The organism is Microbulbifer bruguierae, assembly GCF_029869925.1.
GTDB lineage: Bacteria > Pseudomonadota > Gammaproteobacteria > Pseudomonadales > Cellvibrionaceae > Microbulbifer > Microbulbifer bruguierae.
This window is the reverse complement of the sequence record NZ_CP118605.1, coordinates 2,437,107-2,459,592: the sequence shown is the minus strand read 5'-3', so window position 1 is coordinate 2,459,592 and position 22,486 is coordinate 2,437,107. Positions and strand designations below refer to the sequence as shown.

Here is a 22,486-nt window from a genome sequence, read left to right as displayed (position 1 = left end):
GTGTGCGCAGTCCTAGGCCGGCTGGATACTTTTGCGATCGAGATTGCGATACGCAAGGGCCTCGGCGATGTGGCCGGTGCCGATGCTCTGCTGGCCGCCCAGGTCGGCGAGTGTGCGGGCCACTTTCAATACCCGGTGATAACTGCGTGCGGACAGGCCGAGCTTTTCTACCGACGCGCGCAGTAGTGCGCCCTCAGCATTCCCCAGCCGACAGTGTTCATCCAGTTCACTGCCTTTCAGATCTGCGTTGATCTTCCCCTGCCGGTTCAGCTGGCACTGTCGTGCAATCTGCACTCTTTGCCGCACGCGATCGGAGTCTTCACCGGGCGCCGCCTGCTGCAGCTGGCTGGCGCTCATGCTCGCCACCTCCACCTGCATATCGATACGGTCCAGCAGTGGGCCGGAAAGTTTGTTGCGGTAGCGATCGATACGGTCTGGGGTACAGCGGCAGCGGGGTTCGCCGAGATAACCGCAGGGGCAGGGGTTCATCGCCGCGACCAGCTGGAAGTCGGCGGGGAAGGTCACCTGGGCGCGGGCACGGGAGATGCGCACCTCGCCGTTTTCCAGTGGCTCGCGCAAAATCTCCAGTGCGGAGCGCGGGAACTCCGGCATCTCGTCGAGAAACAGCACGCCGCGGTGCGCGAGACTGATTTCTCCCGGGCGCGGATCGCTGCCGCCGCCTACCAGCGCGGTGGGCGAGGCGGAGTGGTGCGGTGCGCGAAATGGGCGCTGGCGGATACGGCTGAGGCCCGCACTGGAATAGAGCGCGGCCACTTCGATCAGTTCGCCCTCGGTAAGCGGCGGCAGGATGCCCGGCAGGCGGCTGGCGAGCATGGTCTTGCCCGTGCCGGGTGGGCCATAGAACAGCAGGTTGTGGCCGCCCGCCGCGGCGACTTCCAGCGCCCGTCTGGCTTTCAGTTGCCCGCGTACATCGGCGAGATCCGCGCACACCACGGGCGCCTGTTCGGTATCCTGCTGCGCGTCCGGCAGCGCTTCGCGCCCGTGCAGCTGCGCGCATACCTGCAATAGTGACGAGGCCACTTTGACCGGTGTATTGATCAACGCGGCTTCGCTGGCGGATTCACGGGCGGTAACCAGAATACGGCTACTGTTGCGACACGCCATGGCCGCGGGCAGGGCGCCGGGTATCGGGCGCAGGCTGCCGGATAACGCCAGTTCGCCGATAAATTCGTAGTGTTCCAGCGCTTCCCCCGGCACCTGCCCGGAGGCGGCCAGAATACCCAGGGCGATGGCGAGGTCGTAGCGACCTCCGGCCTTGGGCAGATCCGCCGGCGCCAGGTTGACCGTGATCCGGCGTTGGGGGAATTCAAAATGACTGTTGACGATGGCGCTGCGCACTCGGTCACGGCTTTCCCGCACGGCGGCTTCCGGCAAGCCGACAATATTGAATGCGGGTAGTCCGTTGGCGAGGTGGGTTTCCACCGTAACCAGCGGTGCATCGATGCCCAGCTGTGCGCGGGCGTAGGTAATCGAGAGACTCATTTTCTTCCTTGAAAAACTGTCTTCCGTGAAATTTTCGGCAGGTATGATGGATTGGATTTGGACTGCAGGATTTAATCGCCGCTGACCTGATCTTCCAGTTCCTTTATCTGACGTTCGAGCTGCGCGAGTTTTTCCTCGGCGCGGGCCAGTTTTGCCGTCTGGACATCAAATTCCCGTTGACTGACCAGTGGCAGTTTTCCCAAGGCAACCTCCAAGGCGTCGCGCAAATCGCCACTAATCACCGCACCCTGTTGTTGCAGTTCATCCAATAACTGTTGCAATTTTTCCGCAGCCAAGCGCAATTCTCCACTAATAAATCCGGTTTCCGTAGCGGCAAATAGTACCGCAGCCGGCATATCCCACCAAGACCAGGCTTTTTTGCTCTTTCTTGGTTCGCGTGTCCGCGAACCTTTCCCTGAGCTGCGCAATATCGGTGCAGGTGCCATTTTGGTGCGCACTGTTTTTGCGCAGGTTTTGTGGGCGGCCAGTCAAATATTTCCGTAAATCGCTGGCAAAAGCCCTTAACCCGTTGATTTCCGGAACTGTTTCAAAAGTTGGCACTAACTCTGCAAGTACCTGTAAGCGAATCGCCCTGGTAATGAAGGCAGGGGATAGGTCTTCAGTGTGAAGTGCCGGGGCGAGTGTGGTGTGTACCGTTATTCCCCGGTGAAGTCATTACCGCAGACAACAAAAAACAAAATGAGCATTTCACACAGAGATCAAGGAGAACCAAAAGTGGGAATCAATCTGTATAAGACAGTTGCCGCGGTTATTTCTGGAAGCGTGCTGGCCATGGCCATCAGCAGCAACACTGCAATGGCGCAAGATGGCGGTGTCAGCTTCAGCGCGAACGTTGGTGTTGTCAGCGATTACCGTTTCCGCGGTGTTTCCCAGACTGACGGCGGCCCCGCAGTGCAGGGTGGCGTGGATCTGGATCTGGGCAACGGCGTTTACCTGGGCACTTGGGCATCTCAGGTGGACTTCGCCTGGGGAATGGATGAAACCAAGTTCGAACAGGACTTCTACGCCGGCTACGCCGGTGAAACCGCTGGCGGTATGGGCTACGACGTAGGCTACATCTACTACGCCTACCACGGCAGTGACTGGGATGAAGATTACCAGGAAGTATACGGCAGCCTGAGCTTCGGTGATGCGTCTGTGGGCTTTGCCTACTCCGATGACTACTGGGCAAAAACCGGTTCGTTCATGTACCTGAGCGCCGGCTACTCTTTCGCGCTGCCGAGTGATATCGCTCTGGATTTGAGCGCCGGCCTGAACATGTTTGATGAAGAAGTTGGATTCCTGAACGGTTCCGACTCCTACATCGACTACTCCGTGTCTGTCGGCAAGGAGTTCGGTGGCCTGGCACTGAGCGCTTCTGTGGTCGGCACTGATGCGAGCAAAGGAGAGTGCTGGGGTCTGGACTGGTGTGAGCCGACCGTACTGGCTGGCGCAACCTACAGCTGGTAACAGCAATAGTGAAACGAGCCTGCTCACGGAGTGGGCTCTTATCTTAGGGGGAGACCATGAAACTGGTAACCGCAATCATCAAACCTTTCAAGCTCGACGCAGTGCGCGACGCGCTGGCTGAAGCCGGTGTCAGTGGCATTACCGTGAGTGAAGTCAAAGGTTTTGGGCGGCAGAAGGGGCATACCGAGCTCTATCGTGGAGCGGAGTATGTGGTGGATTTTCTGCCCAAAACCATGTTGCAGATCGCCATTGATGACAGTCAGCTCGACGCTGTGCTGGAAGCCATCGGCACTGCAGCGCAGAGTGGCAAGATCGGCGACGGTAAGATCTTTGTTGCAAACCTCGAACAGGCAATCCGTATCCGCACCGGGGAAACCGGTACGGAAGCGATCTAACAACAGCACAGATTGCCAGAACGATTTTTTGATCAACTGAAATAACGACCGGGGCAACTCGGGAAAGTTTGGGTTAAACGGAGCGAAAAATGGAAAATCAAATTTTTCAGTTGCAGTACGCAATTGATACATTTTATTTCCTCGTGTGTGGTGCACTGGTTATGTGGATGGCAGCGGGCTTTGCCATGCTGGAAGCAGGCCTGGTGCGTTCCAAAAACACGACTGAAATTCTTACCAAGAACGTAGCGCTGTTCGCGATTGCGAGCATCATGTATCTGGTCACTGGTTACGCCATCATGTACGACGGCGGCTGGCTGCTGAGCGGCATTGAAGCCTTCGATCTCGACAGTGTACTGGCGAGCTCGGCGGAAAACGGTTTCGACGGTGACTCCGTTTACTCAGGCGCTTCCGACTTCTTCTTCCAGGTGGTCTTCGTGGCAACTGCCATGTCCATCGTTTCCGGTGCGGTTGCCGAACGTATGAAGCTGTGGAGCTTCCTGGTATTCGCCGTGGTCATGACCGGCCTGATCTACCCGCTGGAAGGTTCCTGGACCTGGGGTGGCGCTGAAGTATTCGGCATGTACAACCTGGGCGATCTGGGCTTTTCCGACTTTGCCGGTTCCGGCATCGTGCACATGGCAGGTGCTGCCGCTGCTCTGGCTGGCGTACTGCTGCTGGGCGCACGTAAAGGCAAATACGGCCCGAACGGCGAAATCTACGCCATCCCCGGTGCCAACCTGCCGCTGGCTACCCTGGGTACCTTCATCCTGTGGATGGGCTGGTTCGGTTTCAACGGCGGTTCCGTGCTGAAACTGGGTGACGCGGCTAATGCGCACTCCGTCGCCATGGTCTTCCTGAACACCAATACCGCTGCAGCGGGCGGTGCTGTTGCAGCTCTGGTCACTGGCCGCATCCTGTTCGGCAAGGCCGACCTGACCATGCTGCTGAACGGCGCGCTGGCCGGTCTGGTTGCCATTACTGCTGAGCCGTCCACCCCGACTGCGCTGCAGGCGACCCTGTTCGGTGCCCTGGGCGGTATCCTGGTGGTCTTCTCCATCATCGGCCTGGACAAACTGAAGATCGACGATCCCGTCGGTGCCATCTCCGTACACGGTGTTGTGGGTCTGCTGGGTCTGCTGCTGGTACCGGTTACCAACGACGGCTCTTCCTTCAGCGGTCAGCTCATCGGCGCTGCCACCATCTTCGTATGGGTATTCGCCGCCTCCTTCGCAGTCTGGTTCGCCCTCAAGCTCATCACCGGTATCCGTGTTACCGAAGAAGAAGAGCAGCAAGGTGTTGACTTGGTTGAATGCGGAATGGAAGCTTATCCGGAATTTATGAGCAAATAAGCGCTCATAATATTGCCGCCGGGTGTGGGGGCCTGCCCCCCGCCCGGAGGCCGCAAGAATCTTCCGGCACCGGTTCTACTCGGGCCGGTGCCCGCAAGAAACACAATCAGGGGATAAGCCAATGAAATTGATTACGGCTGTGGTAAAGCCATTCAAACTGGACGACGTGCGCACTGCGCTGTCCGAAGTCGGTGTACAGGGCATGACCGTGACCGAAGTAAAAGGTTTCGGCCGCCAGAAAGGACACACCGAGCTGTACCGCGGTGCAGAATACGTGGTGGACTTTCTGCCCAAGGTAAAACTGGAACTGGCGGTGGACGACAGCATGGTCGACAGCGCTGTGGAAGCCATCACCAAAGCGGCACAGACCGGCAAGATTGGTGACGGTAAAATCTTTATCACTGCACTCGAAGAAGTTATTCGTATCCGCACCGGTGAAACCGGCAGCGAAGCAGTCTGATCAAAGAATCCGACATTTCGAAGCCCCGCTTGCGGGGCTTTTTTGTGCCTGTAAAACGCCCCAAAGGGCGACCAGTGCTCCTTTGGCATCCAGATGTAATTAACGCCGAGACACACTTCAAAAACGTGGCGGAAAAATCTGCATAACCAACAGCAATAAATCCGGCATAAACCCCACAAAAAAACTCTACCGAATCCGGGAACCTTTTCTGGCAGGCCGATCAGACACCGCCTATAAATATTTCGCCGCAGGAAATCTTCTGCCCGGCGGATTGTATTTGCAGAAATTGTGACCTTGTCGCAAGTGCGCAAAGAAAGTTTTACGGGACTAAACGGAATTTGCCGGGAAGGCGCTGTGGTAGCAGGGGTAATCCCTCTGTAACAGGGGTATCAAGTTACAGGGTATATCGACATGAAAGACGATCAGACCAGCGCTCGCTCGAAAGACAATGAGGAGTTCGGCGAAGAGCGTTCCATTTCCTCCCGTCAACGGGCGCGCAGTCAATTGAATGAGGAAGTCGACGCTTTCCTCGCCGGTGGTGGCGCTATCAACGAGATAGCTCCGGATGTCACCGCGGACCCGCCGCGCAAGCCACAGCCGAAATACGGCAGTCGGCCTATCTGAGAGAGCGGAAGGGAAAAAATACTGGATGCCGGCGCATGCCGGGATGGCGAAAAATTGGAGGGCGCTGCCCGCAGATTGACCGCGTCACCCCGGCGTATGCCGGGGTCCAGTTCTTCCCTCCAGGCCCGGTTGTCAAACTTCCATTCAAGTCAGATCAAAGCGAGCGGCAGAGAGCCTCTGAGGTTAACTGCGCGCCAACAGGTCCGGTAGCAAGCGCTCGAGAATCTCACCGATATACGACAGGAACATGGTGCCAAGGCTCGAGCGGTAGTGATTGGGGTCACTGGAGCCCACCGCGAGAATACCCAGTTGGCCCGCCAGTGGGACCACCGCAGCCGAGGCGACACGACTCGCGTCCTCACCAAACAGAAAGGCGGTTTCCGCCGGGCGCAGGGTGCCACAAACAGTGCGTCCATTGCGCAGAATGGAGCCGATGGCAGTTTCTGCACTGGTGCGCGAACAGCAGCGCACCTGGCCGAGACGCCTGCCGGAGCCGGGCAATGGGCCAAACAGGGTCAGCGCGGTGATCTCGACATTGAAATCTTCCTTGAAGCTTCTCAGTAATGCATCGCCGGCTTCTGCCACGGTGTGCGCTTCCAGCAGTGTCAGTATCAGGCGGCGGCTGTGCAGGAACAGCTGGTCGTTGTCACGGGCGTTTTGCAGCAGCTGATCCAGCCGCTGGCGCATTTCGATATTGCGCTCCCGCAGCAGGTTGGTCTGATGGGTCATCAGCGACACCGTCTTGCCGCTTTCCTTTGGCAGCTGGATGGATTCCAGCAGCTCCATGTTTTCCGCAAAGAAGGCGGGATTCTGGATCAGGTAGCGGGCCACCTGGCGCGCCAGCAGCTTCTTGTTGCGCTGGTTTTCGCTGTCGGTGGCGTGCTGTTTTTCCAGGCTGGCCTCGACGGCACTGTCGATCAGGGGGGCGTCGCTGTGGTCGGTCATTGAATTTATCGCTGAGTCGGTCTCTGGTTCCTGAGTATCTGTGTCAGATAACTATCTGTCCGTGATATACCGCGGTGGCGGGTCCGGTCATGGTAACCGGCTCACCGGGGCCCGGCCAGCGGATTGTCAGGGAGCCACCGGGCAGGGTGATGTTCACTTCCTCATCCACCAGCCCGCGCAGGCGTGCCGACACCATGGCGGCGCAGGCGCCAGTGCCACAGGCGCGGGTCTCGCCCACACCCCGCTCGAATACCCGCAGGCGGGCACTGCCGCGATCCAGGACCTGCAGGAAGCCCACATTCACCTTCTGCGGAAAGCGCGGATGATGCTCAATGGCGGCACCGAGGGTTGTCACCGGGGCGCTGTCCACGTCCTCCACCAGCAGTACTGCATGGGGATTGCCCATGGACACGGCGCCCACCGTGTATACCTCGCCGTCGACTTCCAGCGGATAGGTCTCGGCCTGGATATCTGCGTCGAAGGGAACCTGTTGCGGCTCGAGAATAGGGGCGCCCATATCGACGCTGACCTGATCCCGCTCCTGCACGTTGAGCTCGAGAATACCGCCGGCGGTTTCCACCAGGATCTTGTCCTTGCTGGTCAGGCGGCGCTCGTGCACAAAACGCGCGAAGCAGCGTGCACCATTACCGCAGTTTTCCACTTCACTGCCATCGGCGTTGTAGATGCGGTAGCGGAAATCCACGTCCGGATTGCGCGGCGCTTCCACCACCAGCAACTGATCACAGCCGATACCGGTGTGGCGGTCGCCGATGGCGCGGATCTTTTCAGTGGACAGTTTGACCCGTTGGGTAATGGCGTCGACCATCACAAAGTCATTGCCCAGACCGTGCATTTTGGTGAATTTAAGCCGCATGCTGTTTCTCTTCCGTTCCCGCGATGGGTCTGGATTCCGGTGAACTCCGGAATCCTAAATTGCTAAACCCTGGCTACTAAAATCCAAAGCTACTGGATGGACGAATAAAAAGCACCCACTGTCAGGGATTAGTTTTTCGCCGGTACCGTGGACTCACCGCGCACCAGATCCGCCAGGGCCTCGCGGGCGCGTACCAGATAGGTCTTGTCGCCATCCACGAGTACTTCCGCAGCGCGAGTGCGGGAGTTGTAGTTGGAGCTCATGGTGAAACCGTAGGCACCTGCGGACAGCATCGCCAGCAGCTGACCCTGCTCCAGTGCCAGCGGGCGATGCTTGCCAAGGAAGTCGCCGGTCTCGCACACGGGGCCGACGATATCCCAGGTTTCCGTTTCACCGCTGCCGGGGGTCACCGCGACGATATCCTGCCAGGCCTGGTACAGGGCGGGGCGCAGGTTGTCGTTCATCGCCGCATCGACGATGGCGAAGTTATGCTCCTCGGTGCGCTTGAGGAATTCCACCCGGGTCAGCAGCGCGCCGCCATTGGCAGAAATGGAGCGGCCCGGCTCCATGACCAGGGCGAGGTTGCGCCCTGCGAGCTTTTGCTTCACTGCGCCGAGGTAGTCGCTCACTTGCGGGGGTTCTTCCCCCCGGTAGCGCACACCGAGGCCGCCACCGAGATCCAGGTGCTTCAACTGGGTGCCGTCTTCGGCCAGTTCGTCGACCAGCGCCAGCAGGCGATCCAGTGCATCCAGGAATGGCGAAATGTCGGTGAGCTGAGAACCGATATGGCAGTCGACACCCACCGCGTTGAGGTTGGCCGATGCCGCGACCTTGCGATACACCGCCCGCGCCTGATCAATGGCAATACCGAATTTGTTTTCCTTGAGACCGGTGGAAATGTAGGGGTGGGTTTTGGCGTCCACGTCCGGGTTTACCCGCAGGGAAACCGGTGCCACTACCCCGAGCTCCCCGGCAACCGCGTCCAGGCGCTCAAGCTCCGCTTCCGACTCGACGTTGAAACAGTGCACGCCCACTTGCAGCGCGCGGCGCATTTCATGGGCGGTTTTGCCCACACCGGAGAACACCACTTTGGCGGGATCACCGCCGGCCATCAGTACTCGTTCCAGTTCGCCCTCGGAGACGATATCGAAACCCGCGCCGAGCTGTGCCAGTACGGACAGTATGCCCAGATTGCTGTTGGCCTTGACCGCATAGCAGATCAGGCCCGGGTGCTCGCCGAGGGCTTCGGCGTAGCTCTGGTACTGGCGCTCGAAGTGCGCGCGGCTGTATACATAGGTGGGCGTGCCAAACTGTTCGGCGATCTGCTCAAGGCTGACGTTTTCGGCCCACAGGCTTCCCTGCTGGTAGTGGAATTCACTCATTTGGATACTGCTTCTGCTTCCGTATTTTGCTGCGGTTGGTTTTCGGGAGTGGTTGGTTTTTCCTGCTCACCCTCGGCGCCGGCCGGCACACTGCTGCCGGTACCGGGTGCCGCTGGCGCAGAACCCGGTTGCGCCGGATCCTGGGGCAGGTAAAGGGGACCTTTCTGGCCACAGCCACTGAGCTGCCCGATAAGGGCGATTAGCAGTGCCAGGGCGGCGATGGGTGTACGCATCGGAATTTCCTGCCGCACGTTGCGGGACGAGAATACTGGAAAAGCCTGCTAGTATAGCGACCCGCGATCATCAACAACACCGTGGACATGCCTGGAAATCGTCGCCAGCGGTCCAGTAACAGAAGTAACCGGAATATGACCCAGGCTGCCTCCCAAGCCACCTACAACGCCGCCATCGAAGAAACCCTGATGGCGATCGAGGATGCGCTCGACAATTGCGATGTGGATATGGATTACGAGCGAGCGGATGCGGTGCTCACCATCACCCTAGAAGACAACGGCACTCAGGTGATCCTGTCGCGCCAGAGTGCGGTGCAGGAACTGTGGGTGGCAGCACGCTCCGGGGGCTATCACCTCAGTTTCGAAAATCCCGGCTGGAAGTGCAGTGGCAGCGGTGAAGACCTGCCGACACTGCTGGACCGGGTATTGACCGAGCAGCAGGGAAGTCCCGTCACTCTCGGCCTGTAACTCACAGCGCCCACCCACCTTGCCTAACCCACCTTGCCGCCTGCTTGCAGGCGAATAGCGCTGTGGTCTGAACTGTGCGCCTGCAGCCGGGCTACCAACGCGGTTTCCACGCTTCCCCCTGCCAGCGACTGGCACCTTTTTTCTCTACGGATCGCGATACGGTCCCCGCGCCGGTTGTGCCCTTGTCTGTCTGGTGCTATTTTGATATCAAAATGACATCAAAGGGATAGGTTTAATGATCAAGGAAAAACGTGCATTTACCGTCAATGGTTACGCAATGCTGGCGGTTCTGTTGGCGCTGCAGCTACTCAGCGCGGTTATGCTGGTGCGCAACCTGGTGGCGACGGACTTTGCCATGGCGGGGGGGTGGGGGCTGGTGACGGTGATCGTCGTATTCTGCTGGCACGGCCTGTTCATGGTGGCGCCCAACCAGGGCAAGATCCTGCAGCTGTTCGGCAAATATGTAGGTACCGAGCACACGACCGGTCTGCGCTGGGCCAACCCGCTGATCTTCAAGCGCACACCCATCTCCCTGCGTATTCGCAACTTCGAGAGCGGCAAGCTCAAGGTCAACGACGCCAACGGTAACCCCATCGAAATCGCCACCGTAGTGGTGTGGAAAGTGGTCGATTCCGCCGAGGCCTATTTCGAAGTGGACGACTACGAAAGCTTTGTCACCATCCAGACGGAGGCAGCGCTGCGCAATGTGGCAAATGAATATCCTTACGATAATCACGGTGAGGAAATCCTGTCCCTGCGCGGTGATCCCATCGAGGTGGCGGAAAAAATCCGCGATCAGGTGCAGGAGCGTCTGGGCCGCGCCGGCATCCAGGTGATCGAGGCGCGTATCAGTCATCTCGCCTATGCCCCGGAAATTGCCCAGGCGATGCTGCGCAAACAGCAGGCAGGTGCGGTACTGGCGGCGCGCAAACTGATTGTGCGCGGCGCGGTGGAAATGGTCACCGATGCGATTTCCACCCTGGCGGAATCCCACGATCTCGAGCTGGACGAAGAGCGCAAAGCCAATATGGTGAATAACCTGATGGTCGTCATCTGTGGCGAACAGCAGGTGCAGCCGGTGATCAACAGCGGCAGTCTCTACTGATCGCGCAAAGTTTGTTATGGCAAAAAAGAAAGCATTCCCACTGCGGATCAACGAACAGGTACTGGCCGCCATGCAGCGCTGGGCCGACGACGACCTGCGCAGCCTGAACGCACAGATTGAATATGTGCTGCGGGATGCGCTGGTGCTGTCCGGGCGCGTAAAGCTGGTGCAGAAAGTGATAACGGAAGTTGAAGAAACGGGCAAGGACTCTGAAGAGCTCGAATAACCTGCGCTGGGTGTGGTTATGTCAGTGTAAAGAAAAGCGAACCTGACCTAAGGATTGAGGATGAAGAAGCAAAACTGGATTGCGAATTTAAAGTTACTTTTTGGGGGGATGCTTCTCAGCCTGTGTTCCCTTGTTGCCCATGCCGCCGAAATCGCTGGCGACTGGAGCGGCACTCTGGTGGTCAACCCCGCAGTCAAGTTGCCACTGGTGATTCATCTGCAGGACAAAGAAAGCCTTTGGCAGGGCTCGCTGGATTCTCCCGCCCAGGGGGCATTTGCCATTCCCATGTCCCGCGTACAGGTAGATGGTAAAAACCTGGCCTTCGAGATTGCCAGTCTGAACGCGAGTTACCGCGGCACCTTCGATCCGCAGAGTGGCAAAATTCGCGGTGCTTTTACTCAGGGGCAACCCTTCGAGCTGGAATTTTCCCGCGCTGTGGAATCGTCGGGGCCCGTAAGGCCACAGACACCGGTGGCACCTTTTCCCTACGTGGTGGAAGAAGTGCAGTTGAGTCATCCTGCCGCAGGTATCCGCTTGGCCGGGACCCTGACGCGTCCCGCGGGCCACATCAAGGCTGCGGCCATCCTGATTACCGGGTCCGGCCCTCAGGACCGGGATGAGACCATCGCCGGGCACAAGCCATTTGCGGTAATAGCCGATCACCTGAGTAGAGCAGGCTTTGCGGTGCTCAGGCTGGACGACCGCGGGGTTGGCAAGTCTACGGGTACTTTCGCTACCGCGACCTCAGAGGATTTTGCTGGGGATATCAGTGCCGCGGTGGACTACCTGCAGGGCCGCAAAGATATACCTTCGCGGGCGATCGGCCTGATCGGTCACAGTGAAGGCGGAATGATCGCGCCGATGGTGGCGAGTCAGCGCAAGGATCTCGCGTTTGTGATCATGATGGCCGCCCCCGGGGTTGATATCGTCGATTTGTATATCGAACAGCGGGCGAATATTTTCCGCTCTCTTGGCGTGCAGCAGCAGAGCCTTGAAAAGATACGCGGGCTCGACCGGTCCGTGTTTGAGCAGATTAACCAATTGCCGGCTGGCGAAAGCCTGACGGCAGAAACCCTCGATATGCTGCGGGAAATTTCTCGCGCAACCGGAGTCGTCAATGCGGGTGATATTGATGGGCAGGTTGCTGCATTGGCTGAGACCTATGCATCGCCCTGGTTCCGGTATTTTCTGCAATTTGATCCCCAGCCGTATATCCGTGCGCTGAAGATACCGGTGCTGGCCTTCAACGGTAGTCTGGATATCCAGGTTTCTGCGCCGCAGAACCTCGCCGGAATCCGCACGGCGCTGCAACAAAGCCAGCATCGGGATTTCGAAGTTGTCGAGCTCAAAGGCCTGAATCACCTGTTGCAGAGCGCGGAAACCGGAGCCGTCTCTGAATACGGTCTGATACAGGAAACTATTTCTCCCAGGGCCCTCAATCTGATGAGCAGTTGGCTGGATAAGCGCTTTTCCCCGTCGGAGAGCTGACAGCGAGCTATCCGGAATACCGGTCACAGCGATTCTGTCGCCTCACTGGTGAATTTTGTATTCGCGTAAGGTCCGACTGTTTCGATCTTTTCCACCCAGAGCGCCCCGCGGTAGTCGGCCGGCAGGAAGTCGATCTGTTCCGGCTTGTAGATCCCGTGCATACCGCCGGGGCTGCGGGCCCTGAAGTCCAGCACCATCACCATACTGCCAGCATCTTCCATGCGCTGGATAAACCGGTCCGGCCATCCCCACAGCGCCCAGTGCCAGGTATTCGGCGCAATTACCGCACCGTTGCGACAGGCCTCAGGCACATAGCCGCTCCAGCCCAGTATCAGGTAGCGATAGGTGCATTGTTTGACGCTGTCGCGGCTGAACAGCCAGGCATCGGGGCGCAGCTCGCGCAATGTGACCCGCGTTTTCTCATTGCCGTAGGCCATCAGTGGACCGCTTAGTAACTCTCGTTCGCGCAAATAACGGTCCAGTTTCTTCGCTTCTTTCACGTGGCCGCCTTTGATGTTGATCAGAAAGTTTTTGCCTGGAAAGTTCCGGTAAACCTCTTCCAGCGTCGGCATCAGCCCCACTCCTTTGCCGCGGAACGGAAACGTCTGGCCGCCGTCCGCGGTATAGCCGTAGCCGATATCCAGGGTCTTCAGGTAGCTCATCGCATGCTCGCGGGTGACCCCGCTGCCCTCGGTGCGGCAGTCCAGGGTCCAGTCGTGGAACACCGCAAACTCACCGTCGGTAGTGGAGTGCACATCGAGTTCAACGATATCCGCACCGGCGTCGAACGCCGCCTGCATGGAGGCGAGGGTATTTTCGAGATACTGGTGCTGCGGCTGATACACGCGAATTGCGGTGCAGTCGTCGCGGCCGAGGTTTTCCCGGTTGTAGGTCTGGTAGACGCCGCGGTGGGCGATCAATGTGGGTTTGCCCGGGCGCTTCTCCGCCAGCCAGGAGGCGTTGGTGAGGTAGACGGCGATCGCGAAGGCGGCAGTGCCGAGCAGCACGTATTTACGCATGGGGGACTCTCCCTGTGAGGTTGGATGAGTCTAGCGGGTCACAGATTCCGAATGGTGGCTGTGGACGGGATGAATTGTGGCGAAATGTGGCAGGGGGTGGAGATGCGGGCCTCGCGGCCCGCACGCGGAGCTGGAGCTCCGCGCTCCCGGGAATCAACGGGCGGATATTAAAGTGCGCGCCCGGGCGCAGGCGGCGCGCACTTGGTTTGGCGCAGTGCCACCGATATGGTCGCGGGCGGCGACGGAACCTTCCAGGGTCAGCACCTCGAATACGTCTTCGCCGATCACCTCGGAGAATTTCTGCAGCTCCGCGAGACTCAGGTCGGCGAGATCACAGTCCTTTTCGATAGCAAAAGCCACGGACTGCCCAACGATTTCGTGGGCATCGCGGAAGGCCACGCCCTTGCGCACCAGATAGTCCGCCAGGTCGGTGGCGGTGGAGAAGCCCTTGCCGGCAGCGGCGTACATGTTTTCCTTCTTCGGCTTGAGCGCCGGCGCCATATCCGCGAAGGCGCGCAGGCAATCCAGTGCGGTGTCGGCGGCGTCGAACAGTGGTTCCTTGTCTTCCTGGTTGTCTTTGTTATACGCCAGCGGCTGACTTTTCATCAGGGTCAGCAGGGCGATCAGGTGGCCGTTGACGCGGCCGGTTTTGCCGCGCACCAGTTCCGGTACATCCGGGTTTTTCTTCTGCGGCATGATCGAGGAGCCGGTGCAGAAGCGGTCGGGCAGGTCGATAAAGTTGAACTGGCTGGAGGTCCACAGTACCAGCTCTTCACTGGCGCGCGACAGGTGGGTCAGCAGCAGCGCCGCGAAAGCGCAGAATTCGATGGCGAAGTCACGGTCGCTGACCGAGTCCAGGGAGTTTTCGGTGGGGGCGTCGAAGCCCAGCAGCTCGGCGGTACGCGCGCGGTTGATCGGGTAGCTGGTGCCGGCGAGGGCGGCGGCGCCGAGCGGCGAGCGGTTGACGCGCTTGCGGCAATCCATAAGGCGCTCGTAGTCGCGGGTCAGCATCTCGTTCCACGCCAGCAGGTGGTGGCCGAAGGTGACCGGCTGCGCGGACTGCAAGTGGGTGAAGCCGGGCATGATGGTGTCGGCGTTCTGTTCCGCGAGATCCACCAGCCCGGTCTGCAGGCGGGTCAGTTCGGAGGCGATCTGATCGATACGGTTGCGCAACCACAGGCGTATGTCCGTCGCTACCTGGTCGTTGCGGGAGCGGCCGGTGTGCAGCTTTTTACCGGTGGCGCCAATGCGCTGGGTCAGGCGCGATTCGATGTTCATATGCACATCTTCAAGCTCCACCGACCAGGGAAATGCGCCGGCCTTGATCTCTTCGGCGATGTCTTTCAGGCCGCCTTCGATCTGCTTGAATTCGTCCGCGGTCAGTACCCCGACTTCTGACAGCATCTGCGCGTGGGCCAGGGACCCCTGAATGTCTTCCAGCGCCATACGCTGGTCGAACATTACCGAGGCGGTGAAGCGCTCCACAAAGGCGTCGGTGGCTTCGCTGAAGCGACCGCCCCAGAGTTTCGCTGCCGGGTTCTGTGCACTGTTTGTGGAGGAGTTATCGTTGCTCATGCTGCCTCTGGTCTGTTTTCAGGAAACTGTTTCATGAAACTGGGAAACGGTATATGGAAGTAGGCCGAAGATGGCGGTATCTTCCCTGTCTGGAAAGCGAGTCCAGAATAAAGATAACGTGGTATGACATCTTCCAGGCCCGCGCAAGCGGCCGGCATTATAGCGCAGCAAATTCGCGAAATTGCCCCTGCAGGCAAAGATTCTGCGCGCCTGCGCCAATCTGACTCTTCCTCCAGTCCTGCCCCTTTCCTGCCCGACCTGTGTGGCGTGACTGGTGTGGCCGCTCTGGTTCTGATGGGCGAGCTGCTGTCGCTGGTGCTGGTGCTCGCCACCGATGGCCTCAATCCGTTCAACTGGCAGCGTCTGGGGCTGGTGTCCCTCACCGTGCAGTGGGCCATCCTGCCTTCTGCTGCCATCCTCTGTCGCCTGCGCCCGAGCCTCGCGCGCCTGTCACACACCGTTGCCGCGGCGCTGAGTTACTCCACGGTACTCGCGGTGTTGCTGCTGGTGCTGGGAGGCCAACACTGGTGGATGGCGGATATGACGGCGACCTCGATCGATTTCGCGGCGCTGCTGGCGGACCTGCTGGTGGGCGCCATTTGCGCGGGTGTGGTGTTGCGCTACGCCTATGTGCAACAGCAATTGCACAACCAGCAACAGGCGGAGCTGGGGGCGCGCATTGAGGCGCTGCAGTCCCGCATCCGCCCACATTTTCTGTTCAACAGCATGAACAGTCTCGCCAGCCTGATTGCCGTGGACCCGGAGCGCGCGGAGAAACTGGTGGAAGACCTTTCTGCCTTGTTCCGCGCTTCGCTGGCCGACTCGAAACTGATGCCTCTCTCACAGGAAGTCGCGCTTGCCCGCCGCTATCTGGAAATTGAATCCCTGCGCCTCGGCGACCGCTTGCAACAGGAGTGGCACATCGATGAGCTGCCTTCCCAGGTACAGTTACCCTCGATGCTGTTGCAGCCGCTGCTGGAAAATTCCGTGCTGCACGGCGTCGCCCGTCTGCGCCAGGGCGGTACTATCCGAATAACTATTCGCCAAAATGTCATTGGCAGCCAGCGCGCTGAGCTGTTATTGTCGATTCAAAATCCCATTGCAGATTCTGAGGCGGAAAGTAGCCGCAGCGTGGATGCAAAAATTCACCGCGGCAATGGTATGGCGATGGAAAATATTCGCCAGCGTCTCAGTGCTTTTTATGGCAATCGCTACCGCTTTAGCGCGGGTGTTCGCGACAGCAATTACCATGTGGAATTGCATTTGCCGCTGGAAGCAAAACAGCAAACCGGAATAACTGAGCCAGTGAAAACAGCCACAGTTGGGGAGGTGATGCCATGAGTGTCACTGAGCGCCCGCTGGGTGTGCTGATCGTCGATGACGAACCGCTGGCGCGGGCCAGACTGGCCCGACAGTTGCAGGCTATTGATGGTTGCCAACTGCTGGGAGAAGCTGCCGATGGGGAAAGTGCGTTACAACAGCTGGATTCACTCGACCCGGACCTGTTGTTACTGGATATCGAAATGCCCGGAGATAACGGGCTCCAACTCGCCGAACAAATTTCCACTCGCCCGAACCCACCCGCGATCATATTCTGCACCGCCCATGACGAGTTTGCGCTCCCTGCCTTTGCGGTCGCTCCATCCGGTTACCTGCTCAAGCCCGTCAGTGTGGAGCAATTGGCACAGGCGATTGCCCAGGCGCGAAGACTGAGCAAGCCACAGCTACAGAATCTGCGTGCCGAGGCGATAACATCTGAGTCCGCGACAGGTCGCCGTCAGATAAAGGCGGTGAGTCGCCGCGGCGTGCAGTTGCTTGATGTGGATGATATCCGCTGCTTCATTGCCGAAGACAAATATGTCATCGCCCATCACAGCGGTGGTGAGACAGTACTGGATGAGTCGCTGAAGGAACTGGAGGCGGAGTTCGGTGAGCGCTTTGTGCGCGTGCACCGCAATGCAATAGTTGCAGTGGGTTTCATTACCGGACTGCAAAAGGGCGGTGAGGGCTATCGGGTAATTCTCGCCGGGACAGCGCAGACCCCCGCGGTGTCCCGGCGATTGCTCGCCGGGATTAAATCACTGTTGTCTGAAATGGCGTAAAGCGGCGGCGTATATCATCTTCTCCCGGCAAGCCGGGTTTCCAGGACGCGAATTTCTCGCCAATTTTCCACTGGTGTCGACAGCGGGTTTTTATCCAGAATCACCAGGTCTGCGCTCTTGCCCACCTCGAGACTGCCGATTTCCTTCTCCATCCCAAGCTGCCAGGCGGCGTTAATGGTCATGGCGCGCAGTGCCTGCCTCGGTGTCAATGCCTCGGCCTCCCCGATCCGGATGCCTGCGCGACTGTGGCGGCTGATTGCCGTTTGCATCAGGCTGAACGGTTCTGCAGGAAACATTGGGCTGTCTGAGTGCAGGGTGGGATGCATACCCAGCTCAAATGCACTTTTTACCGGCAGTGTCCGCTGGGTGCGCTCTGCTCCCAGCAAATCTGTTTCCAGGGCGTCGCCATAGTAGTAAATGTGATTGATGTGAAAACTCGGCGAAATACCCAGTTTGGCAAACGCCGGCAGTATCTCTTTGCTGAGCAGGAGTCCGTGTTCGAGGCGGTGCCTGCGGGTGATGAATTCCTTTTGTTGTGTTTCGGACAGACTTTCGTACACCTGCTCGAGAATCTGTAAATATTCCTGCGCAGCGCGGTCGCCCTGCACATGGATGGCAATCTGCCAGCCGCATTCATTCAATTCCTGAATTTGGGTACGCAGCGCCTCCGCGGAAATCACCGGTTCGCCGTGGCTTCCGTGGGCGATACCCAGCTCCTCCGCCAGATGGCTGTCCAGATACGCTTGCTCCACCACCATACTGCCGCTGTACGGCGAGCCGTCGTACCAGAACTTGGCGCCGCGCACGCGGAAGAAGTCGTCGTTATCTCGCGGGCTCCCCGACAGTTTGCTCAGGTTGTCCCCGCGGTAATAGAACAACTGGCGGATGCGTGGCTGCAGGTTTTCCATGGATGCCCAGCGGGCGAGCCATGGGGGCATATTGAACCCGAGGGATGCAACACTGGTGTAGCCCGCATTGCGTAAATCCGTCAGCACACCGGCATAGGCGGTGGTCACTTTGAATGGGTTTTTGTGCTTGGCGAGAAAAGGCTCCAGCGCGGGCTTTTCCACCAGGGTGCCATTAAGGCGGCCATTTTTATCGCGGCCGTAATAGGAGCCTTCGCCGGGGTCGGGGGTCTCTTCATCGATATCCATCGCGGCCAGCGCGGCCGAGTTCACCCACGCGGTGTGCATGCTCTGGGCGAGGATAAAAACGGGATTGTGCGGGGCCATCTGGTCAAGGGCTTTTCGGTCCGGCAGCTGCAGTCCTTCAAGCAAAACCGGGTCCAGCCCCATGGCGTAGATCCATTCCCCCTTTGGCGTATCTGCGATAGCACCTTCCAGTACCTGCCAGGCTTCTGCGGCGGTGCGGTGGCGGAAGCCGCTCATATCGACAAAATTGCGGAACACCGCGCTGATCGCAGGGTGTTCATGCACTGCGATAAAGCCGGGCAGCAGGGCTTTGCCCTGGAGGTCGGTGGTTTCTGTGTGCGTATCCGCGAGTGCGGTTATTTCTTCACTGGTACCGACTGCGATGATCTTGCCACCTTTCACGGCAAGTGCACTGGTGACGGTGTCTAAGGCGTCGACGGTGAGGATATCGCCGTTGATATAAATGCGATCGGCTCCGGGTGATTCCGTGCAGGCTAGGAGTAGATTTCCCAGCAGCAGAAAAATGCCGAGTTTTACGCTATGTGAAAAAAACTGGGGATATCGCATTTTCAGGGAACTACCGGATTTGAATTTAACTGCTGCGAAGGGTCATCCACAGGCCGGCACAGATCAGGGCACTACCACCGACCCGGCTGGCGGAACCGTTTTGTAAATACCGCCGCGCGCCGCGCGTACCGAGGGTGGTTATCACGTAGATCGTGAGCACATCGGCAGCATCAATCCGGCTTCGGCGAGACGCCCGCGCAGTTGTTCCAGGGTTCCGCGGTACTCCCAGTACATGATGCGACCGTGTGAGCCGGTGACGAGTACATACTGTTCGCTTACGGACTGAATACGTTCAAGGGCAATCAGTTTGTTGGCAAACGCGGGGTCATTTATTTGTTCGGTAATTTCCCGGTTGTGTTCGTCGTAGCCGTGCACGATCAGTGCGGTGCGAACTTCCAGTTCCAGAAATTTCATGGTCAAAACTCGTCCAATGGGTTGTGCATAAAAAGGTGTTGTGCATAAAAAAAGGCAGGGCGTTGCCGCGCCTGCCCTTCATTCGGCGTCCGCGTCTATCAGTAAATACGCGGGCTACTACCGCTGTCGCTATCGCTGGCGAGACTGAGTTCGTCGGCGGCGCTGTTGAGGTACTCGGCGTCGGACTCGGACTTGAGCTTGATCATCAGGCGCAAGTCGTTGGCGGAGTCGGCATGTGACAGGGCGTCTTCGTAGGTGATTTCGCCGCGGTCGTAGAGTTCGTACAGGGCCTGGTCGAAGGTCTGCATGCCCTGCTCGGTGGAGCGTTTCATCAGCTCCTTCATTTTGTGCACTTCACCTTTGCGGATCAGATCCGACATCAGCGGGGTGTTGATCATGATTTCGAGACAGGCGCGGCGGCCGTCGCCATCCGGTGTCGGCACCAGCTGCTGGGCGACCATGGCGCGCAGGTTGAGGGAGAGGTCCATCCACAACTGCTGGTGCCGGTCGGCGGGGAAGAAGTGAATGATCCGGTCCAGCGCCTGGTTGGCGTTGTTGGCGTGCAGGGTACACAGGCACAGGTGGCCGGTTTCGGCGAAGGCGATGGCGTGGTCCATGGTTTCGCGGGAGCGCACCTCACCGATCAGGATGACGTCCGGCGCCTGACGCAGGGTGTTCTTCAGCGCGGTTTCGAAGGAGTCGGTATCGAGCCCCACTTCGCGCTGGGTCACGATACAGCCCCGGTGCTGGTGAATAAATTCGATCGGGTCTTCGATGGAGATGATGTGACCCTTCGAGTTCTCGTTGCGGTGACCGATCATGGAGGCGAGCGAGGTGGATTTGCCGGTACCGGTGGCGCCCACGAAGATGATCAGCCCGCGCTTGGTCATCGCCAGCTCTTTGAGCTGTTCCGGCAATCCGAGGCCGTCGATGGTGGGAATTTTGGTTTCGATACGACGCAATACCATGCCGACGAGGTTGCGCTGGAAGAAGGCGGAGACCCGGAAGCGGCCGACGTTGCGCACGGAGATGGCGAAGTTGAGTTCTTTGGTTTCGATGAACTCTTTTTTCTGCCGCTCGTTCATGATGCCGACGACCATTTCCCGAGCTTTTTCCGGCGTCAGGGAGGAGGTGCTTACAGGAACGATCTTGCCGTGCAGTTTGATGGAGGCGGGTACACCGGCGGTGATGAACAGATCCGATGCGCCTTTTTCAGTCACCAGTTGTAGGAGTCGTTCGATTTCCATTTTTTACCGCCTTGGATTTGCGTTTTTGTGCTTCGTAAGCGCTTGCTTGTGCTGGGCGCGTAACTTTTTTAGAAATTCTCCGGCATTTTCGCTTTTTCCCGTGCCGATTCACGGCTGATGATACGTTTTTCCACCAGTTCTTGCAGGCACTGGTCCATGGTCTGCATACCTACACTGGCGCCGGTCTGGATGGCGGAGTACATCTGCGCGATCTTGTCTTCACGGATCAGGTTACGGATGGCCGGGGTGCCGCGCATGATTTCGTGGGCGGCGACGCGGCCGCCGCCGTTGCGCTTGAGCAGGGTCTGGGAAATAACCGCCTGCAGCGATTCCGACAGCATGGAGCGCACCATGGATTTTTCCTGCGCCGGGAATACGTCTACCACACGGTCGATGGTTTTGGCAGCAGAGGTGGTGTGCAGGGTGCCGAAAACCAGGTGGCCGGTTTCCGCGGCGGTCAGGGCCAGGCGGATGGTCTCCAGGTCGCGCATCTCGCCCACGAGGATGATGTCGGGGTCTTCACGCAGGGCAGAGCGCAGGGCTTCGGAGAAGCCGTGGGTGTCGCGGTGGACTTCCCGCTGGTTCACCAGGCACTTTTTCGACTCGTGTACGAATTCGATCGGGTCCTCAATGGTGAGGATGTGTTCGTATTTGTTGTCGTTGATGTAGTCGATCATCGCCGCCAGGGTGGTGGACTTACCGGAGCCGGTGGGGCCGGTGACCAGTACCAGGCCGCGGGGGGTGTCGGAGATGTGTTTGAACACCTGGCCCATCCCCAGGTCTTCCATGGTCAGTACCTTGGACGGAATGGTCCGGAATACGGCGCCGGCGCCGCGGTTGTGGTTGAACGCATTCACACGGAAGCGGGCTACACCAGGGACTTCGAAGGAGAAGTCGGTTTCCAGGAACTCTTCGTAATCCTTGCGCTGCTTGTCGTTCATGATCTCGTAGATCAGGCCGTGTACCTGCTTGTGCTCCATGGGCGGCAGGTTGATACGGCGCACATCGCCGTCGACCCGGATCATTGGGGGCAGGCCGGCGGAGAGGTGCAAGTCGGAGGCGTTCTGCTTGGCGCTAAAGGCGAGGAGTTCTGTAATGTCCATACTGCTACCTTTCGTTATTCTTCGGATATGACTCGCGAGCGGCGAATGCATAGAATGCCCGCCGAACAAATATTGGGTGCCAGTATATGCCGAAAGGGTCTATCGCCGAAAACCTCAATTCCGTCGCTGCCAGAATTGTGACCGCTTGCCAAAGTTGCGACCGCTCACCGGAATCTGTCACGCTGTTGGCGGTATCAAAAACGCGCCCGGCTGCGGATGTGCGTGCTGCGCGTAGTGCCGGCCAGCGGCATTTTGGCGAAAACTATCTACAAGAGGCGCTGGAAAAACAGCAGGCGCTCACCGATCTGGATATCGTCTGGCACTTTATCGGTCCCCTTCAGTCCAACAAGACCCGAGATGTGGCGGCGAATTTCCAGTGGATGCATACCGTCGACCGCCTCAAGGTTGCGCGTCGCCTGTCGGAGCAGCGTCCGCCCAACCTGCCGCCGCTGAATGTTTGCCTGCAGGTGAACATCGACGAGGAAGAGAGTAAATCCGGTGTATCTCCAGAAAATTTGCCGGCGCTGGCGGCCGCGGTGGCCGAACTGCCCAACTTGCGCCTGCGCGGCTTGATGGCAATTCCCGCACGCCGCGGGGAAAATGAGGACCAGCGCACACCGTTCAGGCAGTTGGCGGCGTTGCTGGCGGCATTGAAGGCGCAGCTGCCAGATCAGCCGCTGGACACCCTGTCAATGGGTATGTCCGGGGACATGGAGGCGGCCGTGTTCAGTGGCGCGACCATCGTGCGGATAGGCACGGATATTTTCGGTGCGCGTCAATAGCATC

At 58.8% G+C, this 22,486-nt stretch carries 24 protein-coding genes; 12 read left to right on the top strand and 12 right to left on the bottom strand.

The window, feature by feature from the left end; translation table 11 throughout:
- Positions 1 to 12: 12 nt before the first annotated feature.
- Positions 13 to 1,503 (bottom strand): YifB family Mg chelatase-like AAA ATPase, encoded by a 1,491-nt coding sequence (locus tag PVT68_RS10250; protein WP_280317729.1) that lies wholly within the window; start codon positions 1,501 to 1,503, stop codon positions 13 to 15.
- 71 nt (positions 1,504 to 1,574) lie between these two features.
- Complete coding sequence (locus tag PVT68_RS10245; RefSeq protein ID WP_280317727.1) at positions 1,575 to 1,961, bottom strand: accessory factor UbiK family protein; 387 nt, start codon at positions 1,959 to 1,961, stop codon at positions 1,575 to 1,577.
- A 277-nt stretch (positions 1,962 to 2,238) separates the two neighbouring features.
- Here PVT68_RS10245 and PVT68_RS10240 point away from each other — a divergent pair, with 277 nt between their 5' ends.
- From PVT68_RS10240 to PVT68_RS10220, 5 genes are all read left to right on the top strand, one after another.
- Entirely contained in the window at positions 2,239 to 2,973 is a 735-nt protein-coding gene (locus PVT68_RS10240) for a TorF family putative porin (RefSeq protein ID WP_280317725.1), read from the top strand.
- A gap of 56 nt (positions 2,974 to 3,029) precedes the next feature.
- Positions 3,030 to 3,368, top strand: a complete 339-nt coding sequence (locus PVT68_RS10235; protein ID WP_280317723.1) for a P-II family nitrogen regulator — start codon at positions 3,030 to 3,032, stop codon at positions 3,366 to 3,368.
- An 89-nt stretch (positions 3,369 to 3,457) separates the two neighbouring features.
- Positions 3,458 to 4,717, top strand: a complete 1,260-nt coding sequence (locus PVT68_RS10230; protein ID WP_280317721.1) for an ammonium transporter — start codon at positions 3,458 to 3,460, stop codon at positions 4,715 to 4,717.
- Positions 4,718 to 4,838: 121 nt separating this feature from the next.
- Positions 4,839 to 5,177 carry a P-II family nitrogen regulator gene (locus PVT68_RS10225; RefSeq protein ID WP_043319767.1) on the top strand — a complete coding sequence of 113 codons (339 nt, stop codon included), beginning with the start codon at positions 4,839 to 4,841 and terminating at the stop codon, positions 5,175 to 5,177.
- Positions 5,178 to 5,588: 411 nt separating this feature from the next.
- Positions 5,589 to 5,801: a hypothetical protein gene (locus PVT68_RS10220; protein ID WP_280317718.1), complete on the top strand. Its 213-nt coding sequence runs from the start codon at positions 5,589 to 5,591 to the stop codon at positions 5,799 to 5,801.
- A gap of 183 nt (positions 5,802 to 5,984) precedes the next feature.
- On the opposite strand, the gene PVT68_RS10215 is transcribed toward PVT68_RS10220, so the two are convergent.
- From PVT68_RS10215 to lptM, 4 genes are all read right to left on the bottom strand, one after another.
- Entirely contained in the window at positions 5,985 to 6,746 is a 762-nt protein-coding gene (locus PVT68_RS10215) for a DUF484 family protein (RefSeq protein WP_280317717.1), read from the bottom strand.
- A gap of 43 nt (positions 6,747 to 6,789) precedes the next feature.
- Positions 6,790 to 7,620, bottom strand: a complete 831-nt coding sequence (dapF, locus tag PVT68_RS10210; RefSeq protein ID WP_280317715.1) for a diaminopimelate epimerase — start codon at positions 7,618 to 7,620, stop codon at positions 6,790 to 6,792.
- Positions 7,621 to 7,748: 128 nt separating this feature from the next.
- Positions 7,749 to 9,002 carry a diaminopimelate decarboxylase gene (lysA, locus tag PVT68_RS10205; protein WP_280317714.1) on the bottom strand — a complete coding sequence of 418 codons (1,254 nt, stop codon included), beginning with the start codon at positions 9,000 to 9,002 and terminating at the stop codon, positions 7,749 to 7,751.
- Entirely contained in the window at positions 8,999 to 9,235 is a 237-nt protein-coding gene (gene lptM / locus PVT68_RS10200) for an LPS translocon maturation chaperone LptM (protein WP_280317712.1), read from the bottom strand. The genes lysA and lptM overlap by 4 nt, the downstream gene beginning before the upstream one ends.
- Positions 9,236 to 9,370: 135 nt before the next feature.
- Here lptM and cyaY point away from each other — a divergent pair, with 135 nt between their 5' ends.
- The 4 genes from cyaY (at position 9,371) to PVT68_RS10180 (ending at position 12,522) form a co-directional block, all read left to right on the top strand.
- Complete coding sequence (gene cyaY / locus PVT68_RS10195) at positions 9,371 to 9,703, top strand: iron donor protein CyaY (RefSeq protein ID WP_280317710.1); 333 nt, start codon at positions 9,371 to 9,373, stop codon at positions 9,701 to 9,703.
- Between the two features lie 235 nt (positions 9,704 to 9,938).
- Entirely contained in the window at positions 9,939 to 10,808 is an 870-nt protein-coding gene (locus PVT68_RS10190) for an SPFH domain-containing protein (protein WP_280317708.1), read from the top strand.
- A gap of 16 nt (positions 10,809 to 10,824) precedes the next feature.
- Positions 10,825 to 11,034 (top strand): hypothetical protein, encoded by a 210-nt coding sequence (locus tag PVT68_RS10185; protein WP_280317706.1) that lies wholly within the window; start codon positions 10,825 to 10,827, stop codon positions 11,032 to 11,034.
- Between the two features lie 60 nt (positions 11,035 to 11,094).
- On the top strand, positions 11,095 to 12,522 hold the full coding sequence (locus PVT68_RS10180; RefSeq protein ID WP_280317704.1) for an alpha/beta hydrolase family protein: 1,428 nt from the start codon (positions 11,095 to 11,097) through the stop codon (positions 12,520 to 12,522).
- 23 nt (positions 12,523 to 12,545) lie between these two features.
- On the opposite strand, the gene PVT68_RS10175 is transcribed toward PVT68_RS10180, so the two are convergent.
- Positions 12,546 to 13,541 carry a glycerophosphodiester phosphodiesterase family protein gene (locus PVT68_RS10175; RefSeq protein ID WP_280317703.1) on the bottom strand — a complete coding sequence of 332 codons (996 nt, stop codon included), beginning with the start codon at positions 13,539 to 13,541 and terminating at the stop codon, positions 12,546 to 12,548.
- A 153-nt stretch (positions 13,542 to 13,694) separates the two neighbouring features.
- Positions 13,695 to 15,116, bottom strand: a complete 1,422-nt coding sequence (gene argH, locus PVT68_RS10170; protein WP_280317701.1) for an argininosuccinate lyase — start codon at positions 15,114 to 15,116, stop codon at positions 13,695 to 13,697.
- A 123-nt stretch (positions 15,117 to 15,239) separates the two neighbouring features.
- Here argH and PVT68_RS10165 point away from each other — a divergent pair, with 123 nt between their 5' ends.
- Both PVT68_RS10165 and PVT68_RS10160 read left to right on the top strand, forming a co-directional pair.
- Positions 15,240 to 16,457 (top strand): sensor histidine kinase, encoded by a 1,218-nt coding sequence (locus PVT68_RS10165; protein ID WP_280317699.1) that lies wholly within the window; start codon positions 15,240 to 15,242, stop codon positions 16,455 to 16,457.
- Positions 16,454 to 17,218, top strand: a complete 765-nt coding sequence (locus PVT68_RS10160; protein WP_280317698.1) for a LytR/AlgR family response regulator transcription factor — start codon at positions 16,454 to 16,456, stop codon at positions 17,216 to 17,218. Before PVT68_RS10165 ends, PVT68_RS10160 begins: the two co-directional genes overlap by 4 nt.
- 14 nt (positions 17,219 to 17,232) lie before the next feature.
- On the opposite strand, the gene PVT68_RS10155 is transcribed toward PVT68_RS10160, so the two are convergent.
- The 4 genes from PVT68_RS10155 to PVT68_RS10140 form a co-directional block, all read right to left on the bottom strand.
- Positions 17,233 to 18,936, bottom strand: coding sequence for an amidohydrolase (locus PVT68_RS10155; RefSeq protein WP_280317696.1), 1,704 nt, complete (start codon positions 18,934 to 18,936; stop codon positions 17,233 to 17,235).
- Between the two features lie 141 nt (positions 18,937 to 19,077).
- Complete coding sequence (locus PVT68_RS10150; RefSeq protein WP_280317694.1) at positions 19,078 to 19,350, bottom strand: hypothetical protein; 273 nt, start codon at positions 19,348 to 19,350, stop codon at positions 19,078 to 19,080.
- 98 nt (positions 19,351 to 19,448) lie between these two features.
- Positions 19,449 to 20,597 (bottom strand): PilT/PilU family type 4a pilus ATPase, encoded by a 1,149-nt coding sequence (locus PVT68_RS10145; RefSeq protein ID WP_280317692.1) that lies wholly within the window; start codon positions 20,595 to 20,597, stop codon positions 19,449 to 19,451.
- 68 nt (positions 20,598 to 20,665) lie between these two features.
- Positions 20,666 to 21,700, bottom strand: coding sequence for a type IV pilus twitching motility protein PilT (locus tag PVT68_RS10140; protein ID WP_280317690.1), 1,035 nt, complete (start codon positions 21,698 to 21,700; stop codon positions 20,666 to 20,668).
- 86 nt (positions 21,701 to 21,786) lie between these two features.
- Between PVT68_RS10140 and PVT68_RS10135 the strand changes: the two genes are divergently transcribed.
- Positions 21,787 to 22,482, top strand: a complete 696-nt coding sequence (locus PVT68_RS10135; RefSeq protein ID WP_280317688.1) for a YggS family pyridoxal phosphate-dependent enzyme — start codon at positions 21,787 to 21,789, stop codon at positions 22,480 to 22,482.
- The last annotated feature ends 4 nt before the right edge of the window (positions 22,483 to 22,486 follow it).